19 protein-coding genes are annotated in these 20219 nt (G+C 45.2%); 17 read left to right on the top strand and 2 right to left on the bottom strand.

Going from position 1 to position 20219, the window contains the following annotated elements; translation table 11 throughout:
• The first annotated feature begins 274 nt into the window (after positions 1-274).
• Together ACIFQM_RS03710 and ACIFQM_RS03715 are read left to right on the top strand one after the other, a co-directional pair.
• Complete coding sequence (locus tag ACIFQM_RS03710) at positions 275-1099, top strand: alpha/beta hydrolase family protein (protein ID WP_430038006.1); 825 nt, start codon at positions 275-277, stop codon at positions 1097-1099.
• A gap of 92 nt (positions 1100-1191) precedes the next feature.
• Positions 1192-1983: a dioxygenase family protein gene (locus ACIFQM_RS03715; RefSeq protein WP_430037892.1), complete on the top strand. Its 792-nt coding sequence runs from the start codon at positions 1192-1194 to the stop codon at positions 1981-1983.
• A gap of 99 nt (positions 1984-2082) precedes the next feature.
• Here ACIFQM_RS03715 and ACIFQM_RS03720 read toward each other — a convergent pair whose 3' ends face one another.
• Positions 2083-2601: a DoxX family membrane protein gene (locus ACIFQM_RS03720; RefSeq protein WP_044647040.1), complete on the bottom strand. Its 519-nt coding sequence runs from the start codon at positions 2599-2601 to the stop codon at positions 2083-2085.
• Positions 2602-2845: 244 nt separating this feature from the next.
• Here ACIFQM_RS03720 and ACIFQM_RS03725 point away from each other — a divergent pair, with 244 nt between their 5' ends.
• The 7 genes from ACIFQM_RS03725 to corA all read left to right on the top strand — a co-directional run bounded on the left by ACIFQM_RS03725 (position 2846) and on the right by corA (position 10114).
• Positions 2846-3946 (top strand): DUF3048 domain-containing protein, encoded by a 1101-nt coding sequence (locus ACIFQM_RS03725; protein ID WP_430037889.1) that lies wholly within the window; start codon positions 2846-2848, stop codon positions 3944-3946.
• Positions 3947-4138: 192 nt separating this feature from the next.
• Complete coding sequence (locus ACIFQM_RS03730) at positions 4139-4753, top strand: DUF47 domain-containing protein (protein ID WP_014279877.1); 615 nt, start codon at positions 4139-4141, stop codon at positions 4751-4753.
• Positions 4754-4767: 14 nt separating this feature from the next.
• Positions 4768-5757, top strand: coding sequence for an inorganic phosphate transporter (locus tag ACIFQM_RS03735; RefSeq protein ID WP_430037885.1), 990 nt, complete (start codon positions 4768-4770; stop codon positions 5755-5757).
• Positions 5758-5995: 238 nt separating this feature from the next.
• Positions 5996-7444 carry an amino acid ABC transporter substrate-binding protein/permease gene (locus ACIFQM_RS03740; protein ID WP_430037882.1) on the top strand — a complete coding sequence of 483 codons (1449 nt, stop codon included), beginning with the start codon at positions 5996-5998 and terminating at the stop codon, positions 7442-7444.
• Positions 7437-8165, top strand: a complete 729-nt coding sequence (locus ACIFQM_RS03745) for an amino acid ABC transporter ATP-binding protein (RefSeq protein WP_430037879.1) — start codon at positions 7437-7439, stop codon at positions 8163-8165. Before ACIFQM_RS03740 ends, ACIFQM_RS03745 begins: the two co-directional genes overlap by 8 nt.
• A 300-nt stretch (positions 8166-8465) precedes the next feature.
• Entirely contained in the window at positions 8466-8900 is a 435-nt protein-coding gene (locus ACIFQM_RS03750; protein ID WP_430037876.1) for a GNAT family N-acetyltransferase, read from the top strand.
• Between the two features lie 254 nt (positions 8901-9154).
• Positions 9155-10114: a magnesium/cobalt transporter CorA gene (corA, locus tag ACIFQM_RS03755; protein WP_430037873.1), complete on the top strand. Its 960-nt coding sequence runs from the start codon at positions 9155-9157 to the stop codon at positions 10112-10114.
• Positions 10115-10120: 6 nt separating this feature from the next.
• On the opposite strand, the gene ACIFQM_RS03760 is transcribed toward corA, so the two are convergent.
• On the bottom strand, positions 10121-10648 hold the full coding sequence (locus ACIFQM_RS03760) for a tyrosine protein kinase (protein ID WP_430037870.1): 528 nt from the start codon (positions 10646-10648) through the stop codon (positions 10121-10123).
• Positions 10649-10877: 229 nt separating this feature from the next.
• Here ACIFQM_RS03760 and ACIFQM_RS03765 point away from each other — a divergent pair, with 229 nt between their 5' ends.
• The 8 genes from ACIFQM_RS03765 (at position 10878) to brxC (ending at position 20173) form a co-directional block, all read left to right on the top strand.
• The gene (locus tag ACIFQM_RS03765; protein ID WP_014279885.1) at positions 10878-11168 is read left to right on the top strand and encodes a YerC/YecD family TrpR-related protein; all 291 of its coding nucleotides are present in this window, start codon (positions 10878-10880) and stop codon (positions 11166-11168) included.
• Entirely contained in the window at positions 11168-11941 is a 774-nt protein-coding gene (locus ACIFQM_RS03770) for a sirohydrochlorin chelatase (protein WP_430065034.1), read from the top strand. The genes ACIFQM_RS03765 and ACIFQM_RS03770 overlap by 1 nt, the downstream gene beginning before the upstream one ends.
• A 185-nt stretch (positions 11942-12126) precedes the next feature.
• Entirely contained in the window at positions 12127-13008 is an 882-nt protein-coding gene (locus ACIFQM_RS03775; protein ID WP_430037864.1) for a diacylglycerol kinase, read from the top strand.
• Between the two features lie 223 nt (positions 13009-13231).
• Entirely contained in the window at positions 13232-14917 is a 1686-nt protein-coding gene (gene rlmD, locus ACIFQM_RS03780) for a 23S rRNA (uracil(1939)-C(5))-methyltransferase RlmD (RefSeq protein ID WP_430045753.1), read from the top strand.
• Between the two features lie 220 nt (positions 14918-15137).
• Positions 15138-15446, top strand: coding sequence for a TIGR04540 family protein (locus ACIFQM_RS03785; RefSeq protein ID WP_430048788.1), 309 nt, complete (start codon positions 15138-15140; stop codon positions 15444-15446).
• Positions 15424-16023: a DUF1819 family protein gene (locus ACIFQM_RS03790; protein WP_430048790.1), complete on the top strand. Its 600-nt coding sequence runs from the start codon at positions 15424-15426 to the stop codon at positions 16021-16023. Before ACIFQM_RS03785 ends, ACIFQM_RS03790 begins: the two co-directional genes overlap by 23 nt.
• A 1-nt stretch (position 16024) precedes the next feature.
• Entirely contained in the window at positions 16025-16591 is a 567-nt protein-coding gene (locus tag ACIFQM_RS03795; protein ID WP_430048793.1) for a DUF1788 domain-containing protein, read from the top strand.
• An 18-nt stretch (positions 16592-16609) separates the two neighbouring features.
• Positions 16610-20173, top strand: a complete 3564-nt coding sequence (gene brxC, locus ACIFQM_RS03800; protein WP_430048795.1) for a BREX system P-loop protein BrxC — start codon at positions 16610-16612, stop codon at positions 20171-20173.
• Positions 20174-20219: the final 46 nt, after the last annotated feature.

Consider the following 20219-nt stretch of genomic DNA (forward strand, 5'->3'; position numbering starts at 1 on the left):
CGCCATTTATTCCCTTTTTCTCCGTTATAACTGACAGGTTGACAAGGAAGCAGGGCAATGATAGACTGATTTTACTATAAAACTTATTAAACTTATCGGAATTAAAGTGAATGGATATTTTGCTGAGCATCCATGTTACAATATACGTTTGACATATTCGCATTAAATCATTAATTATCAATCATTAATCATTACAAGAAGCTTCACAAGGTGGGGGTGCCCATGCAGCATACAGCTTGGTGACGGTGAAGCTTGAAACAGGGGGACAATCATGATGGAACGGCAAATTGGAATTCGCTTTGAAAATGAGGAGCTGGCCGCAACGATTCATTATCCAAGCAATCCGAATGAAGGAGACGGTCAGAGACGGGTACCGCTCGTAGTGATATGTCACGGATTTGTGGGCAATCGGATCGGGGTAGATCGGTTATTCGTGAAGACTGCTCGTGAGCTTGCGGAAGGGGGATATTTTGTCCTGCGCTTTGATTTTGCGGGTTGCGGGGAAAGCACGGGTGAATACGGTAAGCAGGGGTTGGAGTCGATGATTAATCAGACACGTACCGTGCTCGATTATGCGGTGAATTGTACAGATATCGACCCGACCAAGGTGACGCTGATTGGTCACAGTCTGGGTGGCGCGGTCGCTCTTCTCACAGCGGTACGGGACAAGAGAGTACAAAATTTGGTGCTTTGGTCTGCGGTCGGCTACCCGTTCAATGACATTGTTAAAATTACGGAGCGGAGCGTGTACGATGAGTCCGTGAAAAGCGGTCAGGCCGACTATCTGGGCTATAAGTTCACACCTTCATATTTTGAGTCGCTTGCCCAGTTCCAGCCGTTTCAGGAGGCCGTCAAGTTTAACGGCGATGTGCTCGTTATTCACGGAACCTCGGATGATATCATTCCTGTGGACTATGCATTCCTGTTCCAAAAGGTATTTTGGATGCGTCAAGAGGGACGCTGTGACAAAGAGATTATTTTTCAGGGAGACCACACCTTCTCCTCCGGTAAAGAGCGACAGCGGTTGATCGACCGGACGCTGGAATGGCTGGATGAGCAGGAGAATATTCAGCGGGATTGGCAGCACTGGATGATCTGATTTCAGGCTGCAACGGATTGTATTGGAAATTACGCCTCCACCGGAGTAAAATGGAAGAGTAACACTATACTGGCGTGTGGAGGTTGGCAGCGATGACATTACCCTCAATTTTTGTTGCGCACGGTTCACCGACACTGGCTTTAGAAAACAACGCATACACCAGCTTTCTTGCAGAGCTGGGCGCGAGCCTGCCCCGACCCAAAGGAATAGTCATCTTTTCCGCGCATTGGGATAGTGCTGATCAATGTATCGGGGCGGATGACCGGCATGCGACGTTGCACGATTTCTATGGCTTTCCTGAACAAATGTACACACTTGATTACCCTGCACCAGGCGATCCGAAGCTGTATGAGGAGATAAAGCATCTGTTCAGTCAGCATAACCTGTTCCACCAGCCGGTACGGAACCGGGGACTGGATCATGGAGCATGGGTGGTTTTGCGGCATATATATCCTGATGTGAACATCCCGGTCGTCCCGCTCTCCATTGATTCCAGACGTGCTCCGCAGGAGCAGTATGAGATTGGGCGGATGCTGGCACCGTTGCGTGAACAGGGCATATTGATCATCGGAAGCGGCGGATTGGTCCACAACTTGCGAACACTCAAGCAGACGAATGAGCCAGCAGATTGGGCGGTTCAATATGATAACTGGATCGGTCAGCAGCTTCAGGAATGGAATTTACGTCATTTGTTCCAATATGATAAAAAGGCTCCTTATGCCAAACAGGCGGTTCCCTCTTATGGGATAGAGCATTTTTCGCCGCTGTTTTACGCGATGGGGGCTGCGGATGACCAGCGCTCGGCGCAGAAGCTTTTTCAGTCCTATGTCCTGGGCTCACTGAGTCTCAATTGTTGGGTTTTCGGTCAAGAACGTGATACGTAAATGTGAAAAAAGAACGTTCGAATCTATAAACCACGGCAGCATAGCTGCACAAAAAAACAACCATTAGCCCGGAGGGTAACGGTTGTTTTTTTGGGTAGCTTAAGCTATTTTTCGAGCAGGATCTGCTGGAAAGGTATCTTTATTTTTACGGAACAGTCCACGCAGGAAGGGCAATACCCAACGATCCAAGCCAATCCGTCCAGCGTTTGCGCCAGCAACGACAAGGAAGATTTCAAACAGCAGGTAGATTGCATTGGTGCTTACTGTGCCCGAGAATAGGAACGAGAAGTTCATAACCATTGCCATCAAGGCAGCTAATGTAGTCAGTGTACCAAGAAGCAGGCCAACTCCGACCAGGAACTCACCCAGTGGGATCAGGACGTTGAACAGACCGACATTGGGTAGAGCAAAGGCTTCAAGGAACGAACCCCACCAGCCTTGTACAGCGGGGTGTTCTCCGCCTGTCTTAGCAATGGCCCCCGAGATAAATCCGCCTGCATCGAATCCGCCAGTCAGCTTCTCAAGTCCATGGGTCATCCATTCATAACCCAGATAAACCCGTACTACAGTCAGCAGCCACATCGCTACTTTATTTTCTCGCAACCAGTTGTTAAACATTCAAACCACTCCTCTTTCTTATCTCTTATAATGTTGGTTGTATTTCATTGGTTTGGGATGATCATCTCTGCTACACCCTTATTGTATTAGGTTCAGTTACAGTTATTTGTGATAAAAATCACAAAGTATGAATATTTTTTAAATTTTAATGTCTTCAGATAAGTATTCTATAGTGATGAGGAGCTTCAATCAAGACAAAAACAGGAAATAACGCTTATAATGAGAAAAATGTCTAACTGGAGGGATGAATTTGTTCGGGCCCATTTTCAATCGAAGCCAATGGTTGCGTGTGATGACCTCGGTTTTGCTATGTATGACCATGATGTCCTGTTCTGCTATGTCCAAATCGGGTGAATCAGAACCCGTGCCCCAACCCATTAAGCAACAAACACAGCCGGAAGCGCTTGAACCGTCCAAGGAAACGAATATTCCGGCATTTACAGCTCCGCTTACCGGCCTTCCGGTGGAGCAGCGTGTTCTGGAACGACCGCTTGCGATTATGATTAATAATGCTCCAGCCGCACGACCTCAGGCGGGACTTAGCGAGGCTGACATGGTATATGAAGTTCTCGCAGAAGGTGGAATTACACGTTTGGTAGCTTTTTTCCAAAGTCATGGTGGTGATGTGAAAATAGGTCCGGTCCGCAGCATCCGGCCGTATCTGATTGAGCTGGGCGAAACTTACGGGGCGTTGCCGATACACGCCGGGGGAAGTACAGATGCCTATGCGATTTTACAGCAGCAACGAAAAGAGCATCTGGATGAGATTTCGAATGGGGGAGCTTACTTCTGGAGAAGCAAGGATCGCCGTCCTCCACACAATCTGTACACAGATGTGAACAGACTTCGCCAAGGAAGCGAAAGTAAAGGCTACGCCAAGCAGACGGTGGTTCCGGTATATAACTACCTTAAATTCGGTGAAGCTTCGATCATGGGAGACGGGGAGGCAGTATCTTTGCAAATCCGCTTTTTGCTTAAAAGCTACAAGGTATCTTACATCTACGATCCGTCAGATCAGCAATATAAGCGTTTTGTGAACGAAAAGTCACATGTGGATCAAAACAATAACAAGCAGCTCTCTGCGGCCAATGTCATTGTGATGAGCACCAGGCACCAAATGCTGGATGATGTAGGTCGATTGAGCGTTGAGCTTAAAGGCGGTGGAGAGGCTATGTTGTTTCAACAAGGGAAGTTGATACACGCCGAGTGGCAGCATACGCCCGGTGATGCTATTCGTTTTATGAAAAATGGAGTTGAAATTCCATTGGTACCAGGTACATCCTATATACATGTGGTTCCGGCGGACGTTTCGCTGAACGAGCATGTAAGTGTAGAAGTAAAATGAGGAATCCATAATCCACCTTTCTAGATATAATTTGTCGCATAATGAACTTCCTTGTCGGGCAATGTATACTTAATATTATGAAATTTGCCTTTACAAACTTTACAAAAACATTGATGAGTGTGATAAGATAGCAAAGGTTGTCTAATGCAGTCGAAACAGGTTGCGGATATTTTCGTAAAGGGGTAATCGTTAATGAGATTGAAGAAAAAGGATATATTCTTCGAGACGTTGGAAAATATGGCAGATACAATCGTGCAAGCAGCCGATTACTTTGCCCAACATACTTCAAATCTTCAAGATGTGGTTCTGTTTACTAATGAAATGAAGAAGTATGAAAATAAGTGTGATGATTACACACACACGATTATTACTGAGCTGAACAAGACCTTCATTACGCCGCTGGAACGCGACGATATCATGGAACTGACAACGACCATGGATGATGTGCTGGACGGTCTGGAAGCGACGGCCTCTCGTTTTTATATGTACAACATTACGGAGCCGGACGAGTATATTGTGCAGTTCGCTGATATTTTGCGTCAGTCGGCTTATGAAATCCAGAAGGCTGTACATTTGCTTTCACAGAAGAAGCTGCTGGCCATTCGTGAATACACCATTCGCCTGAATGATTTGGAAAATCAGGGGGATGAGCTGTTGCGTATTTGCATCAAAAACCTGTTTGCAACTGTGACTGATCCCATTGAACTGATTAAACGCAAAGAATTGTATGAACGCCTAGAAACGACAACGGATTCATGCGAGGATGTTGCAAATATGCTGGAATCCATCATTATGCGTAACTCGTAAGGGAGTCCTTTTACATGGATACAAGTTTACTGGTATTGGGTATTGTTATTTTTCTTGCTCTGGCATTTGATTTTATTAACGGTTTTCATGATACGGCGAACGCTATCGCAACCTCGGTATCTACCCGTGCGTTGACGCCGCGTCGTGCGATTATTATGGCTGCGGTTATGAACTTTCTGGGAGCCATATTGTTTACAGGGGTTGCCAAGACGATTGGTGGCAGTGTGGCTGACCCTACCAAGCTTACGAACGGGATTGATATCGTCATTGCGACACTGATCGCAGCGATTATCTGGAATCTGCTCACATGGTGGTTCGGTATTCCTTCATCCTCTTCCCACGCCTTGATTGGTGCGCTGGCCGGGGCTGTGTATGTAGGTGCGGGATCAGAGAAATTGAACTGGAGTGGCTTCATCGGGATTGTTGAGGGACTTATTTTCTCCCCGCTGATTGCTTTTGTTATTGGTTATATTGTGATGATCATTTTAAAATACGTTTTTGCTCGTCGCAGTCCGCATACGGTGAATAAAGGTTTTCGCACGATGCAGGTCATTACGGCAGCGCTTCAATCGTTCACGCACGGTACGAATGACGCTCAGAAGGCAATGGGGATTATTACATTTGCACTCGTTTCAGCGGGGTATCAGGATCATCTGGAAGTGCCAATGTGGGTTAAAATTTCGGCCGCAACAGCAATGGCGCTTGGTACGTCTATTGGGGGCTGGAAGATCATCAAGACGATGGGCACCAAGATTTTTAAAATCGAGCCGATCAATGGCTTCGCCGCTGATATTTCCGGAGCTTCGGTTATTTTCACAGCCACGCTGCTTCATTTACCAGTAAGCACCACTCATGCGATAACTTCGGCTATTTTGGGTGTTGGTTCTGCGAAGCGTTTTTCCGCTGTGCGTTGGTCGTTGGCTGGTAGAATTATCATTACTTGGGTTATTACCATTCCAATTTCTGCTTTATTGTCAGGACTGATTTTCAAAATTCTTTTTTAGTTCATCATTATTTCTAGGGAATAAGTACACACTATGGGATACACAATAAGCCTCCGTCCGCTTTTTGCGGCAGGGGCTTATTGGCATTAAAGAACAAACACAGGCCCAGTAAACCTTACTCGACCAGAGAGGTTCATGAAACATTTCAAAAAATATCTGACATCAAAGTAGTCAATTTTTGATAACTCCTGTAGAATAAACAAAAAACTTTGAACCGTTCAACTGACTGGAGGAACTTATGCAAAAATCCGGAAAAATAATAGCACTCATGATTTGTCTGTTTTTTGTGGTTGCCCTGGCCGGTAATTTTGGCGTAGTGGCACATGCAGAAAACATAACAAAATATGATATCGGCACGGATACAACGTTCGCGCCTTTTGAGTTTGAAGATGTAGGCGGTAAATTTGTCGGAATCGACATGGATCTGCTGGCTGCTATTGCCAAGGATCAGAATTTTGACTATACCATCAAGCCTCTTGGCTTTAATGCGGCAGTGCAGGCCCTTGAAACGAATCAAGTGGACGGCGTTATTGCCGGGATGAGTATTACAGATGAACGTAAGCAAAAATTTGATTTTTCTGAACCGTATTTTGATTCAGGTGTCGTCATGGCGGTCCGTAAGGATAATGATACGATTAAGCGCTATGAGGACCTGAAAGGGCAGCGTGTTGCTGTCAAAACGGGAACCGAAGGCTACACGTTCGCAGAGTCCATTAAGGCCAAATATGGCTTTACGACGGTTCCGTTCGATGATTCCTCTCAAATGTACGATGAGGTTAAGACTGGAAACTCAGTTGCATGTTTTGATGATTATCCGGTGCTGGCATACGGAGTGACACAGAATAATGGACTCAAGCTTGTGACGGATAAGGAAAAAGGTGGTTCTTACGGTTTCGCTGTAAATAAAGGGAAAAACCAGGAGTTGGTGGAGAAATTTAATGCAGGGCTTGTGAATCTCCGCAACAGCGGGGAATATGACAAAATCATGTCCAAGTATCTGGGCGAATCCGGTAAAGGTGCGGCACCTGTTGAACGTGGGCGCTGGGAACTCATTTCCGCTTCCCTGCCTTCGCTGATCAAAGGAATGGGAAATACGCTGCTGTATACACTTGTATCCCTGCTGGTAGCTTTTGTGCTGGGTCTGGTGTTTGGCTTTATGAAGGTGAGTCACAATAAACTGTTCCGTGGTATTGCCACAGTTTTTGTCGATGTATTCCGTGGTATTCCGCTGATCGTACTTGCTTTCTTTATTTACTTTGGTATTCCGCAGGCACTGGATTTTAAAATGCCGCTCTTTGTCGCGGCTGTACTGACGTTGTCTCTGAATGCGGGAGCTTATGTGACGGAGATCATCCGTGGCGGTATTCAGTCCATTGATCCGGGACAAATGGAAGCTGCTCGTTCTCTTGGGTTGCCATACCGGACGGCTATGCTCAAAATCATTTTGCCGCAGGCTGTGAAAATCATGATCCCGTCGTTTATCAATCAGTTGGTTATTACGTTGAAGGATACTTCGATTTTGTCCGTTATCGGCCTGGTCGAATTGACCCAATCGGGTAAGATCATTATTGCGCGGACGTTCCAATCCTTTGATATTTGGCTGGTGGTTGCGGTGATGTATCTTATCGTCATTACAGTCCTGACCAAAATTTCCAACCGTCTTGAAGGGAGAGTTCGCCGTGGGTAAAATTATCGTCAAGAACCTGAAAAAAAGCTATGGCAGTAACGAAGTACTGAAAGGCATTGATATGCAAGTACAGGAAGGCGAGGTTGTCTGCGTCATTGGCCCCTCGGGTTCGGGGAAAAGCACGTTTTTACGTTGTGTGAACATGCTGGAGGAAATTACCGCAGGCGAGGTCATCGTGGATGACTACAACTTGAGTGACAAGAGTGTGGACATTAACAAGGTCCGTGAAAATATAGGCATGGTGTTTCAGCATTTCAACCTGTTCCCGCATATGACGGTGCTCAAGAACATTATGTTTGCGCCAACAGAATTGGGTAAACAGTCCAAGGCAGAGGCCCGGGAGACGGCCATGAAGCTGCTGGAGCGTGTGGGCTTGTCTGATAAGGCAGATGCCTTGCCAGGACAGTTGTCTGGCGGTCAAAAGCAGCGCGTGGCGATTGCACGCGCGCTGGCCATGAACCCGGATATTATGCTGTTCGACGAGCCGACCTCGGCGCTTGATCCTGAAATGGTCGGAGAAGTGCTTGGCGTCATGAATGATCTGGCCCGTGAAGGTATGACGATGATGATCGTGACGCATGAAATGGGTTTTGCACGCGAAGTAAGCGACCGTGTCGTGTTCATGGATGGAGGCTACATCGTCGAGGAAGGAACGCCACAAGAGGTATTCGGTAATCCGCGAAATGAGCGGACGATTAGTTTCTTGGAAAAGGTGTTGTAAGTGTGGCAGGGTTTGCGTTGAATGTGTGAGTGTGCTTGTTGTGAGACGCTCCGTGGTCCATTTGATCTTTCGATCGCTGACGCTTCTTCAGATTCAAATGTACCGCTTCGCTACTACTCGCTGAATCGACTCCTTTTTTCGCAATAGCCTGCCCTACTCTTTTGGGGTGGAGCAGGAGAGGGAACTGGCGCAGCGCTGTGCTCTGCGCTGGGAAGCACCATCCGACCGTGGAGTGGCACTTCGTGGACGTTAGGTAGTTGTTCTTTTATGATATTTATTTTCATAAGTGGAGGGCTTACTTTGAAGATAAGGACTGCTCATCGCGAGGATATTCCGGCTTTGGCATATTTAATGGAGGAATTGGGTTATTCTACATCTATAGAGGAAATGAAACAGAGATATGAGCGTATCGCTTCTAATCCTAACTATCATACCCTGGTTGCTGAAATGGAAGGGGAAGTGGTGGGGATGGTGGGGCTACACTATGATGTTTTTTATGAAAGAAATGAAGATTATGCGCGTATCGTTGTTTTTGTGATGGATTCGAAACATCGTAATAAAGGCATCGGCAAGGCGCTAAATCAGGAGGCGGAAGCTTGGGCCAAAGAGAATGGTTTGGTTGCCATTGCTTTGAACAGCGGTAATCGGAGTGAGCGACAGGATGCGCATCAATTTTATCGACGGTTAGGCTATGAAGCGACAAGCACAGGCTTTGTGAAATTAATTGAAGCATAGTTGTCATTATAAGTTGAGGATTTTGTGAAATCCTGAAGTTAGCTCCTTAACAGATAGAGAGATGGAACATATCGTTTGAGTTGGATTTATATTCATAAGGATATTTTGGGGATGGTGATGGCCCGGAGATATCCTTTTCTTTATTTGGCTGTATGAAGCATGAATATGAGGCTTGAGATTTGTATAACGCTGAATAGCTTATATACAATATATATAGAATTAATGACAGTAGTGCTAGGCGAGGGGGACGTACGGTGATACGTACATTGGTTATAGGCCATGATCATCAGGTGACGGTGGGGCTGCCACTGGAGCAGATCGTCATGGAGGATTATATATGGATGTGGGTGGATTTTAGCGAGCCTACCGATCATGAATCAGAGCTTCTGACGAGTTATTTCCATTTTCATCCGTTGGCTGTGGAGGATTGTTTGCATGTTCTGCAACGTCCGAAACTGGACTATTATGAGGATGTGCAGTTTCTGGTGGTACATGCGCTGGATGTAGATACATTGGATGCGGAAGAAGTGGATATGTTCATTAGCAGCCGTTACTTGGTGACGTACCATCATCATGAACTGGAGGAGCTGGATCAGGCTTGGGAACGGATTGTCCAGCATGCCAATGAACGCAAAATTTGGTCGCGTGGGCCGCTGGCTGCGGCTTATACGGTGGTGGACAAGCTGGTGGATAACTATTTCCCGAGTTTGTTCATGATTGAGGATGAGCTGGCAGAGCTGGAGAGCCTGGGCGGGCGTGAATCAGTGGAGGACTTGATGAAGCAGGTATTTGCTCTGCGAGGCAGGCTACTCAAGCTGCGCCGTACAATTGTGCCGATGCGGGATTTGATGTACAGGGTCCTTAATTCGCAGCATGTGCAGGGTAAAGGAGAGCATATGGCCTATTTTACAGATATTTATGACCATCTGCTGAAGCTGACCGACATGCTGGAGGCCGACCGCGAGATGACAGCCGACCTGAGAGACAGTTATATTTCGCTAAATTCCAACCGTATGAATTCAATCATGAAGACGCTGACCGTCATTACGACTGTTTTTATGCCCCTGACGCTGATTGCGGGGATCTATGGTATGAATTTTTCGTATATGCCCGAGCTGGGCTGGAAATATGGTTATTTTGGAGTGCTGTTCTTTATGTTCATATTAAGTGCAGCGATGGTAATCTGGTTTATGCGTCGGGGCTGGTTTAAATAAAATTGCCTACTTCCTCTTGCGCTTGCTCGGACGTCTGCGCGGGGTCGTGGTGCTTTTGCGCTGTGTCTTTTTTCGGCGTGTGCGAGGTGGTGTGTATTCATCCAATTCCTTGGTGAGTTCCTTTGCAGAATTTTTGCTCGCCGATTTACCCAATCCTGGGAGTGAGCCCATAATCAGCTTCGCCATTGGCGCAAACTGCTGCACGCTGGACATGACCTTTTGTACCTTGCCGAAAGTAGCGACAATCCCGTCAATGCCGCCCATACGGTCAATGAAGCCTTTAATTTCGTTGAGATTGCTAAGGCTGCCAAGACTGCTAAGACCGCCGAGCAGTCCTCCTTTGGCTGGGACCGGATCAGATGTGACCACGGCGGCAGATTCTGTAATATTTGATGGTGCCTCGTAAGGCACGATTCCGGAGGAATCGACTTGCGGAACATCGCTGTACGTGTCGAGTCCCGGATATGAAGAGGAATTATACGGATCGGAAAGGGAACGCTGTGGCGGCCTCCGATGATAGTAGTTTCCAGGCATGAGATCACATTCCTTTGTTGGTTGATACTCTAATGTATGTTACAAACGCACAGTGGGTTTAGGCGCGTGTCCCGAAATTAGGTATAAAAGCGGATTTGGGCTATAGCACAGTACGATCCTGCTAAAAAAATAATGCTGTTCTGTGATGCGTGAAATCGTTAACGCTTGAAAAACCAACTATTCCTCGGGTACAATGGGGATAGATCGTAACCTTGGGAGATGATAATCCATGCAGCTCAAAAAGCTTAATGATAAAAGTATTGATCAATTGTTCGAAGCCATCCTAACTCTAAAAAATTTGGAAGAGTGCTATGTATTCTTCGATGATTTGTGCACGATTAATGAAATTCAGTCGCTCTCTCAACGTTTGGAAGTTGCCCGTATGCTGGGTAAAGGTAGTACGTATAACCAGATTGAAGCAGAGACGGGTGCCAGCACAGCTACGATTTCACGTGTTAAGCGTTGCTTGAACTACGGTAATGACGGGTATAAATTGACACTTGAGCGTCTGGGGCGCTAATGCGAAGCCCTGGGGTACTGGTCATTAGCCATGGCTCAAGGGAGTCGTATTGGGTGGAACAGGTGGATCAGGCTGCCGCAAAGCTTCATTTGCCGAAGGACATGCCGTTAGAGGTTTCATTTTTGGAAACGGTTAAAGGCAGATTGATCCAGAATGGAATTGATCGTTTGGAAGCTCTAGGTGTGACAGATTTGCTGGTTGTGCCCTTATTTATGTCGTCAGGCAGCACGCATGTAGATGAGATCAGTTATGCGCTGGGAGTCAAGGTTGCGCCAGACAAAGAAACGGATTTAAAGCCTTTTCGAATCAAGGCGTGTGTGCATTTTGGCAGTCCGGTGGATGACGGAGAAGATGTGGCTCACATGGTGTGGGACAAGGTTAGCCCATTGTCGGTCAATCCTGCGAGAGAGACTATTTTGCTCGTGGGACATGGCAGTGTGCATGATGGCTTTTTTCAGCGCTGGGAGCGAGGGATTTCTTCGTTAGCCCGTAGGGTGCAAAGGGTGAGTAGTATCGCTACGGACTACGCCTTGCTGAATCCTGAGAGTGTATATGATAAGGCAGCGTACTGGAAGCGAGAGCGGGGTCATGATGTTATAGTGGCGCCGCTTTTTGTAAGCTCGGGATATTTTACAAGTCATATCATTCCTGGACGATTACAGGGGCTTGAATACCGTTATTCGGGAGATCCTCTGCTGCCGCATCCCCTGCTTACAAGCTGGATGAACGGGCAAATTCATGAACTGCTGCAAAGAATGCAGCAGCAGGATTGAGCAACAGGGCGCTTGATTCAGCTACAGCTTTATCATAGCCTGAAATTTCCGTATTTAGGTAAGCGTAGGCTTCTTTTATTGTAAAAGAGGTCTTTTTCCAGTATGATGATATTTTGTATAGAGTGAATGTGATGAATGAGAATATAAACCTAAATATCATTAAATATACGGGTGGCGTAACGGGAATGAAAAGTGCTAGATTAATCTATAATCCGACCTCCGGACGCGAGGAAATGAAGCGTCGCCTTGCGGACATTTTGCAGCGTCTGGATGAAGGCGGTATTGAAGCCTCTTGCCATGCAACTACGGGAGAAGGGGATGCAACTCGTGAGACGATGGATGCCATTGAGCGCGGGTATGATATGATCATTGCCGCAGGTGGGGATGGTACATTGTACGAAGTGATTAACGGAATGGCTGAAAGGGAAAACCGTCCGCCCTTGGGCGTATTCCCGTTAGGTACGACGAATGATTTTGCCAGAGCCTTGGGCATTCCCAAGCAATGGGAGGACTATTGCGATCTGGTCATTCGTCAAAATGCGAAGCCGCTGGATATCGGAAAAGCTAATGACCGCTATTTTATTAACATCGCGGGTGGAGGGACTTTAACCGAGCTTACGTATGAAGTTCCCAGTAAGCTGAAAACGATGATTGGACAGTTGGCTTATTATTTTAAGGGTGTGGAGAAAATGGTCAGCCTTGCCCCGCAAGAACTGATTATCAAGGCATCGGGTCAGGAAGTGATACACGACGAGTTCATGCTTTTCCTGATTGCTAATACGAATTCGGTGGGCGGATTTGAAAAGCTGGCGCCCGGTGCGACCATTGATGATGGGCTGCTCGACGTGATCGCTGTGCGCAAATGTAATCTGGCGGAAATGATTCGGCTCGTGACACTCGCGCTGCGTGGTGAGCACTTGCAGGACAAGAAAATCGTATATTTTAAAACGGATTACATGGAAGTCACCTCGCCCGGCTATGTTCAACTTAATCTGGATGGCGAACTGGGTGGAACCCTGCCAGCAACCTTCCGCAATTTACCGCATCATTTGAATGTTTTTCGGTAAGGAAAGACGATGCAGTACAGTATATGAAATGTAGAGCTGGAAGTTATTTTTCGCTGTGACGATATCGGTTCTTGCCGTTCTCCGTGGGGAGTAACGGCATTTTCGAGTTCACGGTACTGGCGTTAATGAGTGGAGTAATGGCCGCGTGATATATATGAGGCTGTATGCCGATCATGAGCATCAGCAGGTTTGAAAAGATTATCAGAAAGAAGTGACATCTAAAATGACGAGTAGCCGTAGCGGACGTGGAAAAAGCCGCCGGAATGAAGCAGCTCCCAATCAAGGGAAGCCGCAGAAAAAGACCATGCCGATGAACAGTGAAAGAGGACAGGGACAGCTTCGAGCTGGGACCGGAAATGGAAACAGAAGTGTGAGTGGAAGTGCGCAGGAAAGGGAACGGAAGACATCGGAAAAGGGACGTGGATCGCATCGCGCTTCCCGTGGTGGACGAAGTCAGGATGCATCCAATCGTAACCGAGTTAGTGCAGAGCAGCGTACCGATCTGCCAGTGCAAAAAAACGATGAAGCCGTGATGGACATCATCGGCATGAACCATGACGGCGAAGGCGTGGGGCGTGTTGAGGGCTTTACACTGTTCGTCCCAGGCGCGTTGCCGGGTGAAAAGGTACGGATAAAGGTGCTGAAAACGAAAAAGCAGTACGGCTATGCCAAGCTGCTGGATATCGTTCAGGCAAGCCCCGACCGGATTGCAGCTCCCTGCGCCATCTACGATCAGTGCGGCGGCTGTCAGATTCAGCATATGAGCTACGAAGCGCAGCTGGGTTGGAAACGGCAGCATGTCGTGGACGTGCTGGAGCGTATCGGGAAGCTGGAGGTGGAGGGAAATGAAGGTTCCATCGCAGGTGAACAAGCTACGGTGAAGGTACTTCCTACGCTGGGCATGAACGATCCGTGGCGGTACCGCAACAAGGCCCAGGTGCCGATCGGCGTCACCGAAGGCGGGCTTGTCGGCGGCTTCTACGCACGTGGCAGTCATCGTATTGTGGATATGGACACCTGTCTCATTCAGGACGAGCGTAACGACGAAGTCGTTGTACGTGTCAAAGAGATTGGACGGACGCTGGGCATCAGCGCATATAATGAAGAAACTGGACGCGGACTGCTGCGTCACGTCGTCGTTAAGACTGCTTTTCGTACAGGTGAAATGATGCTGGTGCTCGTTACGAATGGACGAGATATCCCACACGCAGATGCCTGGATCGGCAGTATTCGTGAGCATATCCCACTCGTGGCAAGCATTTGCCAGAACGTGAATACCAAGCGAACGAATGTTATTTTTGGCGACGAAACCCGTGTACTATGGGGCCGTGACGTGATCTATGATTACATCGGAAACGTCCAATTCGCTATTTCCGCGAGATCCTTTTATCAAGTGAACCCTGTTCAAACCGAAGTGCTGTATAGCAAAACCGTTGAATATGCCGGACTCACGGGCAAAGAAACGGTAATCGACGCGTACTGCGGCATCGGCACCATTTCCTTGTTCCTCGCTCAGCATGCGGATCAGGTGTATGGGGTGGAGATCGTCAAAGAAGCCATTGAGGATGCGCGGAGTAATGCGCTGTTGAACAATATGCGCAATGTGAAGTTTGAGGTAGGCGCGTCCGAAGACGTCATCCCCGCATGGAAAGAGCAAGGCATCACAGCCGACGTCATCGTCGTCGATCCACCCCGCAAGGGCTGCGATCCTCGCCTGCTCGAAACAATTCTGGAGATGAAGCCAGAGCGCGTGGTCTATGTATCCTGCAATCCGAGTACGCTGGCACGGGATTTAAGGATACTGGAGGATGGCGGGTATAGAACGGTGGAGGTTCAGCCCGTGGACATGTTTCCCCATACGGTGCATGTGGAGTGCGTGGTAGTAATATATAGGGATGAGAAGCATTGATGTATGAGGGTTAAAGATTAATTTGAATATGTTCCTGCATTCAAAAAAGTGCTTTGGAGTTGAGTGGCATGAGGATTGCAGTATATTATTCACTTAATGGGGATAATACCAAAACCGCTGAAATGGCGGTTTTTCTTTTTTTACGAGTATCTTCCATTGTGGAAAAAGTAAGAATGAAATAATATTAAGGTATTACTTGAGTTGCAGTGAGGTGTTGATTTTGGAAATTAAGTTGTTTTACAAAACACAACGAGAACTGGCTACGGTTTTGAATGGTATTGTCGATGGGTACTGGGCAAACCAGATTACTGAAGAAGTTCTAATGAGCAATGTAACAGGCATTTACACAAACAATCCAAATAAGATTTTGAAAGAGAATGAATTTACAAAGATTCTCAAACAACAATGTGGAAAACGGCGACTTGAAGTGATTGAAAAGATATTACATATGAATGGAATAGTTGAAGATATTCATTCTAATGAGGTTGAAAACAGGGAGTTGAACAATGACCACAGAATTAAATTATAGTGTGACCATAACCGGCGCATCGTTCCTTTTTTACGAATTAAAGCAGGTTGTAGGACTTAAAGTTCAAGGGTTAAAAGAACCGAAAATTAAGGAAAAGGTGTCTACGGATAATCTGTTTCAATATCAGGCTAAGTCAAGCATTAAAAGAAGCCTGCCATCGGTATTGCGAAGAGCAAGTATACTCGATGAAACACTATGTCAGATGGTGTTGGAGCAATCATTAGAGTCAGGTAAGATCATTAATTTGTATGCCATTATGAAGACGGATAGGCTCTTTTTCGAATTTATGAATGAAGTAATTCGGGAGAAATTCCAGACTGACAACTATTTACTGGAAAAAAAGGATATTAACCTATACATTGCATCTAAAGGGGAGCAACATACTGGAGTTGCGACTTGGACAGAACAGACAGTCAATAAGCTGAAGCAAGTATATGTAAAAGTTCTTTACGAATCAGGAGTCTTGAAGGACAAGAAAACAGGTGAGTTAAGCAGACCGTTGATGGACGAGCAGTTGAAACAGCATTTGATTCAAATTGGGGACATTGCCTATGTAAGAGCGATGGGTGAGGTATAGTATGACTAACTTGAATAGTAGACTCGACAAGATCATACCTAAGATAAAGGAAGATAAGTTCATCGAGGGTAGAGGCCTGGGAAACGAGATCAGCTTCTATGTATTTGATTATGAACCTGAGCGTGAACTTGTTGTTAGAAACTACATTCCACATATATTGAAGGAATTTAGTCAAGAAGGCTCTAACCGCAGCCTCATTGAGTTCGATCTATACAAGATACTTATTGAGAATGCTAAGGAGAAGAGAATATTTGAGCGGATCCCTCAGATGGAAGAGAAGCAGGGGAAAGATGCTTTGTTTAAGGCGATGGCTAACTTTGCGAAACCTGATATTTTTTTGTACAAGATCAAAGAGCAATTGGGCGACCATAACGTTGTTTTAATCACAGGTGTGGGCAAGGTTTATCCTTTTGTGCGTTCTCATAATATCCTGAACAATCTTCAAGAGGTGCTGGATAAGATCCCAGTGATTATGTTCTTCCCAGGGAAGTACGATGGATTATCATTACGCTTATTTGATCGGTTCAAAGACGATAATTATTATAGAGCATTTCGTTTAGTTGATTAAACCAGAGGGGGAAGACTTGTGCTAATCAAAGATATGTTTGTAAAAGGGATAGAGCGGCCGATTAAGGGAGTCATCAAGGTCGGACAGACTGACGAAGAGAACATTTATCAGGAACTTGATGAATATGTTGTGACACGAGAGTTAAATAAGCACTTATCCAAATTTTACGAAAATTATCAGCAAGGGATCGACGGAAATACGGATAAAATGGGCGTTTGGATTTCGGGATTTTTCGGTTCGGGTAAGTCACATTTTTTGAAAATCCTTGCTTACTTGCTTGAAAATAAGAAGGCTAAAGACAAGCGAGCAGTTGATTTTTTTGCTGATAAAATTCAAGATCCAATTGTTCTTGCTAACATGAAAAGAACAGCTAACGTAGAGACTGAGGTTATCCTGTTTAATATTGATTCGAAAAGTTCATTGGACAACAAGTCTAAAGAAGATGCAATTCTTCGGGTATTTACTAAAGTCTTCTACGAACATCAGGGCTACTATGGTGATATTCCTGGTGTAGCAGAGATGGAGAAATATCTAACCAAAGAAGGCGTGTACGAAGACTTTAAACGTGAATTTAAAGCGGCGGCAGGCGAAGAATGGGTAGAGCGCAGAAACACCTTCTATTTTGATGCTGATTATGTCATAGGAGCTTTAACAAAAGTTACTTCAATGTCTGAAGAAACTGCGAGAAACTGGTTTGAGAACGGTGTAAATAACTTTGAGATTAGCATCGAAAAGTTCTCGAAGGATGTTAAGGATTACATTGCTCAGAAGGGTAACAACTTCCACCTGATTTTCTTTGTCGATGAGATCGGTCAATACATAGGCGACAGCCGACAATTAATGCTTAACCTCCAAACGTTGGCAGAAGATCTTGGAACGCATTGCTCAGGAAAAGTGTGGATTATGGTCACTTCGCAGGAAAGTATCGACAGTATTGTGAAGGTGAAAGGTGATGACTTCTCCCGTATCCAAGGACGATTCGATACGAGACTGTCTCTTTCCTCCATATCGGTAGACGAAGTTATCAAGAAGCGGATTCTCGAAAAGAAGGAGCACGTTACAGATAAGCTGAAGCTTCTCCACCATGAGAAGAGTGCAACACTCAAGAATCTGTTGAGCTTCAAGGATAGCACTGCAGATTTGCGAGGGTATGAGAATGACCTGGAGTTCTCAGAAGTATATCCGTTCCTTCCGTATCAATTTAAACTCCTCCAAAACGTATTCGAGCAAGTGCGTAAGCACGGCAGTTCAGGTAAGCACCTATCGGAAGGGGAGCGTTCTATGCTCTCTGCTTTTAAAGAAGCTGGCTTGAGGTATAAGGATTCGGAGGAAGGCGCATTAATTCCTTTCTATGCTTTTTATGATACGATCAAAGAGTTCTTAACCCCATCCATTTCAAGGGTTATTGAAGGTGCATATGAGAATCCAGCATTAAAAGATGATCCGTTTAACATGGATCTGCTTAAAGTGTTGTTCATGATTAAGTATATCAAAGAGCTTCCTGCGAATATCGACAATATAGCCACGCTCATGGTCACAGAGATCGATGAAGATAAGTTGGCATTGAAAGAGAAGATTAAAAGTTCACTACGAAAACTGATTTCTCAAACACTAATTCAGAAGAATGGTGAGTTTTACTTATTCTTAACGGATGACGAGCAGGACATTAACCGTGAGATCAAGGGTATGAAGATTGAAGAGGATGTCATCAAGCGGGAGATTGCTAATTATATCTATCAAGACTTATATGATGACAAGAGATATCGTTACTCGGCACAATACCAATTCCCGTACAATCAGAAGATTGATGAGAAGAATATTGGTAATCAAACATCAAGTATTGGCATCAATATTCTTTCGCCGCTTTCCGATCACTATGCTAAATTAGAGCAAGAACTAATGCTTATGTCATCTGGTACAGGTGAGATGATTCTCAAGCTGGGTGCGAATGAAGTATATGTGGAAGAGATAGAAGAAGTGCTCAAGATCGAAGAGTATCGGAAAAAGAAAAATCCGACTCAACTTCCAGAGAGCATTCAGAACATCTTGAACAATAAACAAGCTGAGGCGAGAGATCGCAGGCGTAGAGTGCGAGATATGCTGGAGGAAGCCATCAAAGGCGGCGTTTTCTTCATTAATGGGAATAAAGCAGAAATCAAAGGATCATCGGTTAAAGAGCGGATTAATGCTGGGTTTCAGTCATTAGTCGAAAATGTGTATACGAAGCTTGGTTATGTGAAAACGTTCCTTGACTCAGAAAAGGATCTTATTTCGATCTTACGAAGAAAAACCGAGCAATTGACTATTGATGGAGCGGCGGCGAACGCTAATGAGTTGGCTGTTAAAGAAGTCATGGATTTTATCAGTTTGCAGGATAGTATTCAGAAGCAAATTCGAGTCAAAATGTTATTAGATCGCTTCAAGGACAAGCCTTATGGTTGGAAAGATCTCGACATTTCGGGTTTGATTGCGGAGTTAATGAAAGAACAACGGATCCGATTAAGGCTTAATTCGGAATACATGGGGCCTGAAGATGGAAATGCTGTTAATGCTTTAACCAAAGCGAGCGAAGTCGAGAAGGTCATTGTTGTGAAACGGGTTATCGTAGACGAGTCATTATTGAAAGTTGCGAAAAACATCTGTAAGCAAGTATTCAATAAAACAGACGTAGCAGATGATGAGGATGGACTGATAAGGGACATTCGAGGGTTAATTGAAGATCAGGTAAAAGAAATTAATGGACTCAAAAGCCGCTACGAAGGTAGGAAATATCCAGGAGGTAGCCTCTTGGAACGAGGCCTTCAATATTTCGGTGAGTTCACAAAAGGATTAGATAACGTCTCATTCTTCACTAAACTTCGTGATTTGGAAGATAATCTACTGGACTGGGAAGAAGATGTTTCGTATGTGAAGAGCTTCTTTGCATCACAAAAAGATATCTTTGATAAAGGACTTCGTGCAATAGAAAAGTACAAAGAAAACGATGTTTATTTATCAGGTGACGAGTTTATAGGCTATACTGAAAAACTGCAAGAGATATTAACGGAAGTACAACCTTATCGAAAAATTAAGGATATCCCTGAGCTTGTGAATAAAATTGATGAGCAAATCCAGGGTGTACTTGAAGAGAAGAAAGTAGCGGCGAAGAGCATGATTCAATTGGATCTTGATCACCTCACGCTACGGGGAAATGAAGATGGAGTATCAGAAGAAACAAAAAAACGAATTGTGGATTACTACAATAATTTATTCAGAGGTATGAATGAGTTAACCGATATCTTCAAGGTAGATGCGACTATAACACAAAGCTCTGCATTTAGAGATAGACAAGATACCGCAATCAATTGTGAGATTCATGAGTTTGAGAAAACTCAAGTGAAACAGCAAGAAACAGTGGATGAAGGAAAAGGACCTTATGTATTAGTAAAACCAGTTACTCAGAGAGAACGAGTAAGAGTAAACAACTTACTTTCTACTAAAACCTTGAGGACAGAAGGAGATGTAGATATGTTGCTGAATACATTGTCAGCAAAGCTGAAGGAGATCATTAAAAGCAACAAACAAATCGAGTTTATTGATTAATCCAATGTGCCGTGGCTTAGGTCATGGCACTCCGACTATTGTATGA

The sequence above is a fragment of the Paenibacillus sp. NRS-1782 genome (genome assembly GCF_050467685.1).
GTDB lineage: Bacteria > Bacillota > Bacilli > Paenibacillales > Paenibacillaceae > Paenibacillus > Paenibacillus terrae_A.

Coding starts and splice junctions, on each gene's coding strand:
- ACIFQM_RS03710 (WP_430038006.1), top strand. CDS start 275: ATGGAACGGCAAATTGGAATTCGCTTTGAAAATGAGGAGCTGGCCGCA.
- ACIFQM_RS03715 (WP_430037892.1), top strand. CDS start 1,192: ATGACATTACCCTCAATTTTTGTTGCGCACGGTTCACCGACACTGGCT.
- ACIFQM_RS03720 (WP_044647040.1), bottom strand. CDS start 2,601: ATGTTTAACAACTGGTTGCGAGAAAATAAAGTAGCGATGTGGCTGCTG.
- ACIFQM_RS03725 (WP_430037889.1), top strand. CDS start 2,846: ATGAATTTGTTCGGGCCCATTTTCAATCGAAGCCAATGGTTGCGTGTG.
- ACIFQM_RS03730 (WP_014279877.1), top strand. CDS start 4,139: ATGAGATTGAAGAAAAAGGATATATTCTTCGAGACGTTGGAAAATATG.
- ACIFQM_RS03735 (WP_430037885.1), top strand. CDS start 4,768: ATGGATACAAGTTTACTGGTATTGGGTATTGTTATTTTTCTTGCTCTG.
- ACIFQM_RS03740 (WP_430037882.1), top strand. CDS start 5,996: ATGCAAAAATCCGGAAAAATAATAGCACTCATGATTTGTCTGTTTTTT.
- ACIFQM_RS03760 (WP_430037870.1), bottom strand. CDS start 10,648: ATGCCTGGAAACTACTATCATCGGAGGCCGCCACAGCGTTCCCTTTCC.
- ACIFQM_RS03765 (WP_014279885.1), top strand. CDS start 10,878: ATGCAGCTCAAAAAGCTTAATGATAAAAGTATTGATCAATTGTTCGAA.
- ACIFQM_RS03770 (WP_430065034.1), top strand. CDS start 11,168: ATGCGAAGCCCTGGGGTACTGGTCATTAGCCATGGCTCAAGGGAGTCG.
- ACIFQM_RS03775 (WP_430037864.1), top strand. CDS start 12,127: ATGAAAAGTGCTAGATTAATCTATAATCCGACCTCCGGACGCGAGGAA.
- rlmD (WP_430045753.1), top strand. CDS start 13,232: ATGACGAGTAGCCGTAGCGGACGTGGAAAAAGCCGCCGGAATGAAGCA.
- ACIFQM_RS03790 (WP_430048790.1), top strand. CDS start 15,424: ATGACCACAGAATTAAATTATAGTGTGACCATAACCGGCGCATCGTTC.
- ACIFQM_RS03795 (WP_430048793.1), top strand. CDS start 16,025: ATGACTAACTTGAATAGTAGACTCGACAAGATCATACCTAAGATAAAG.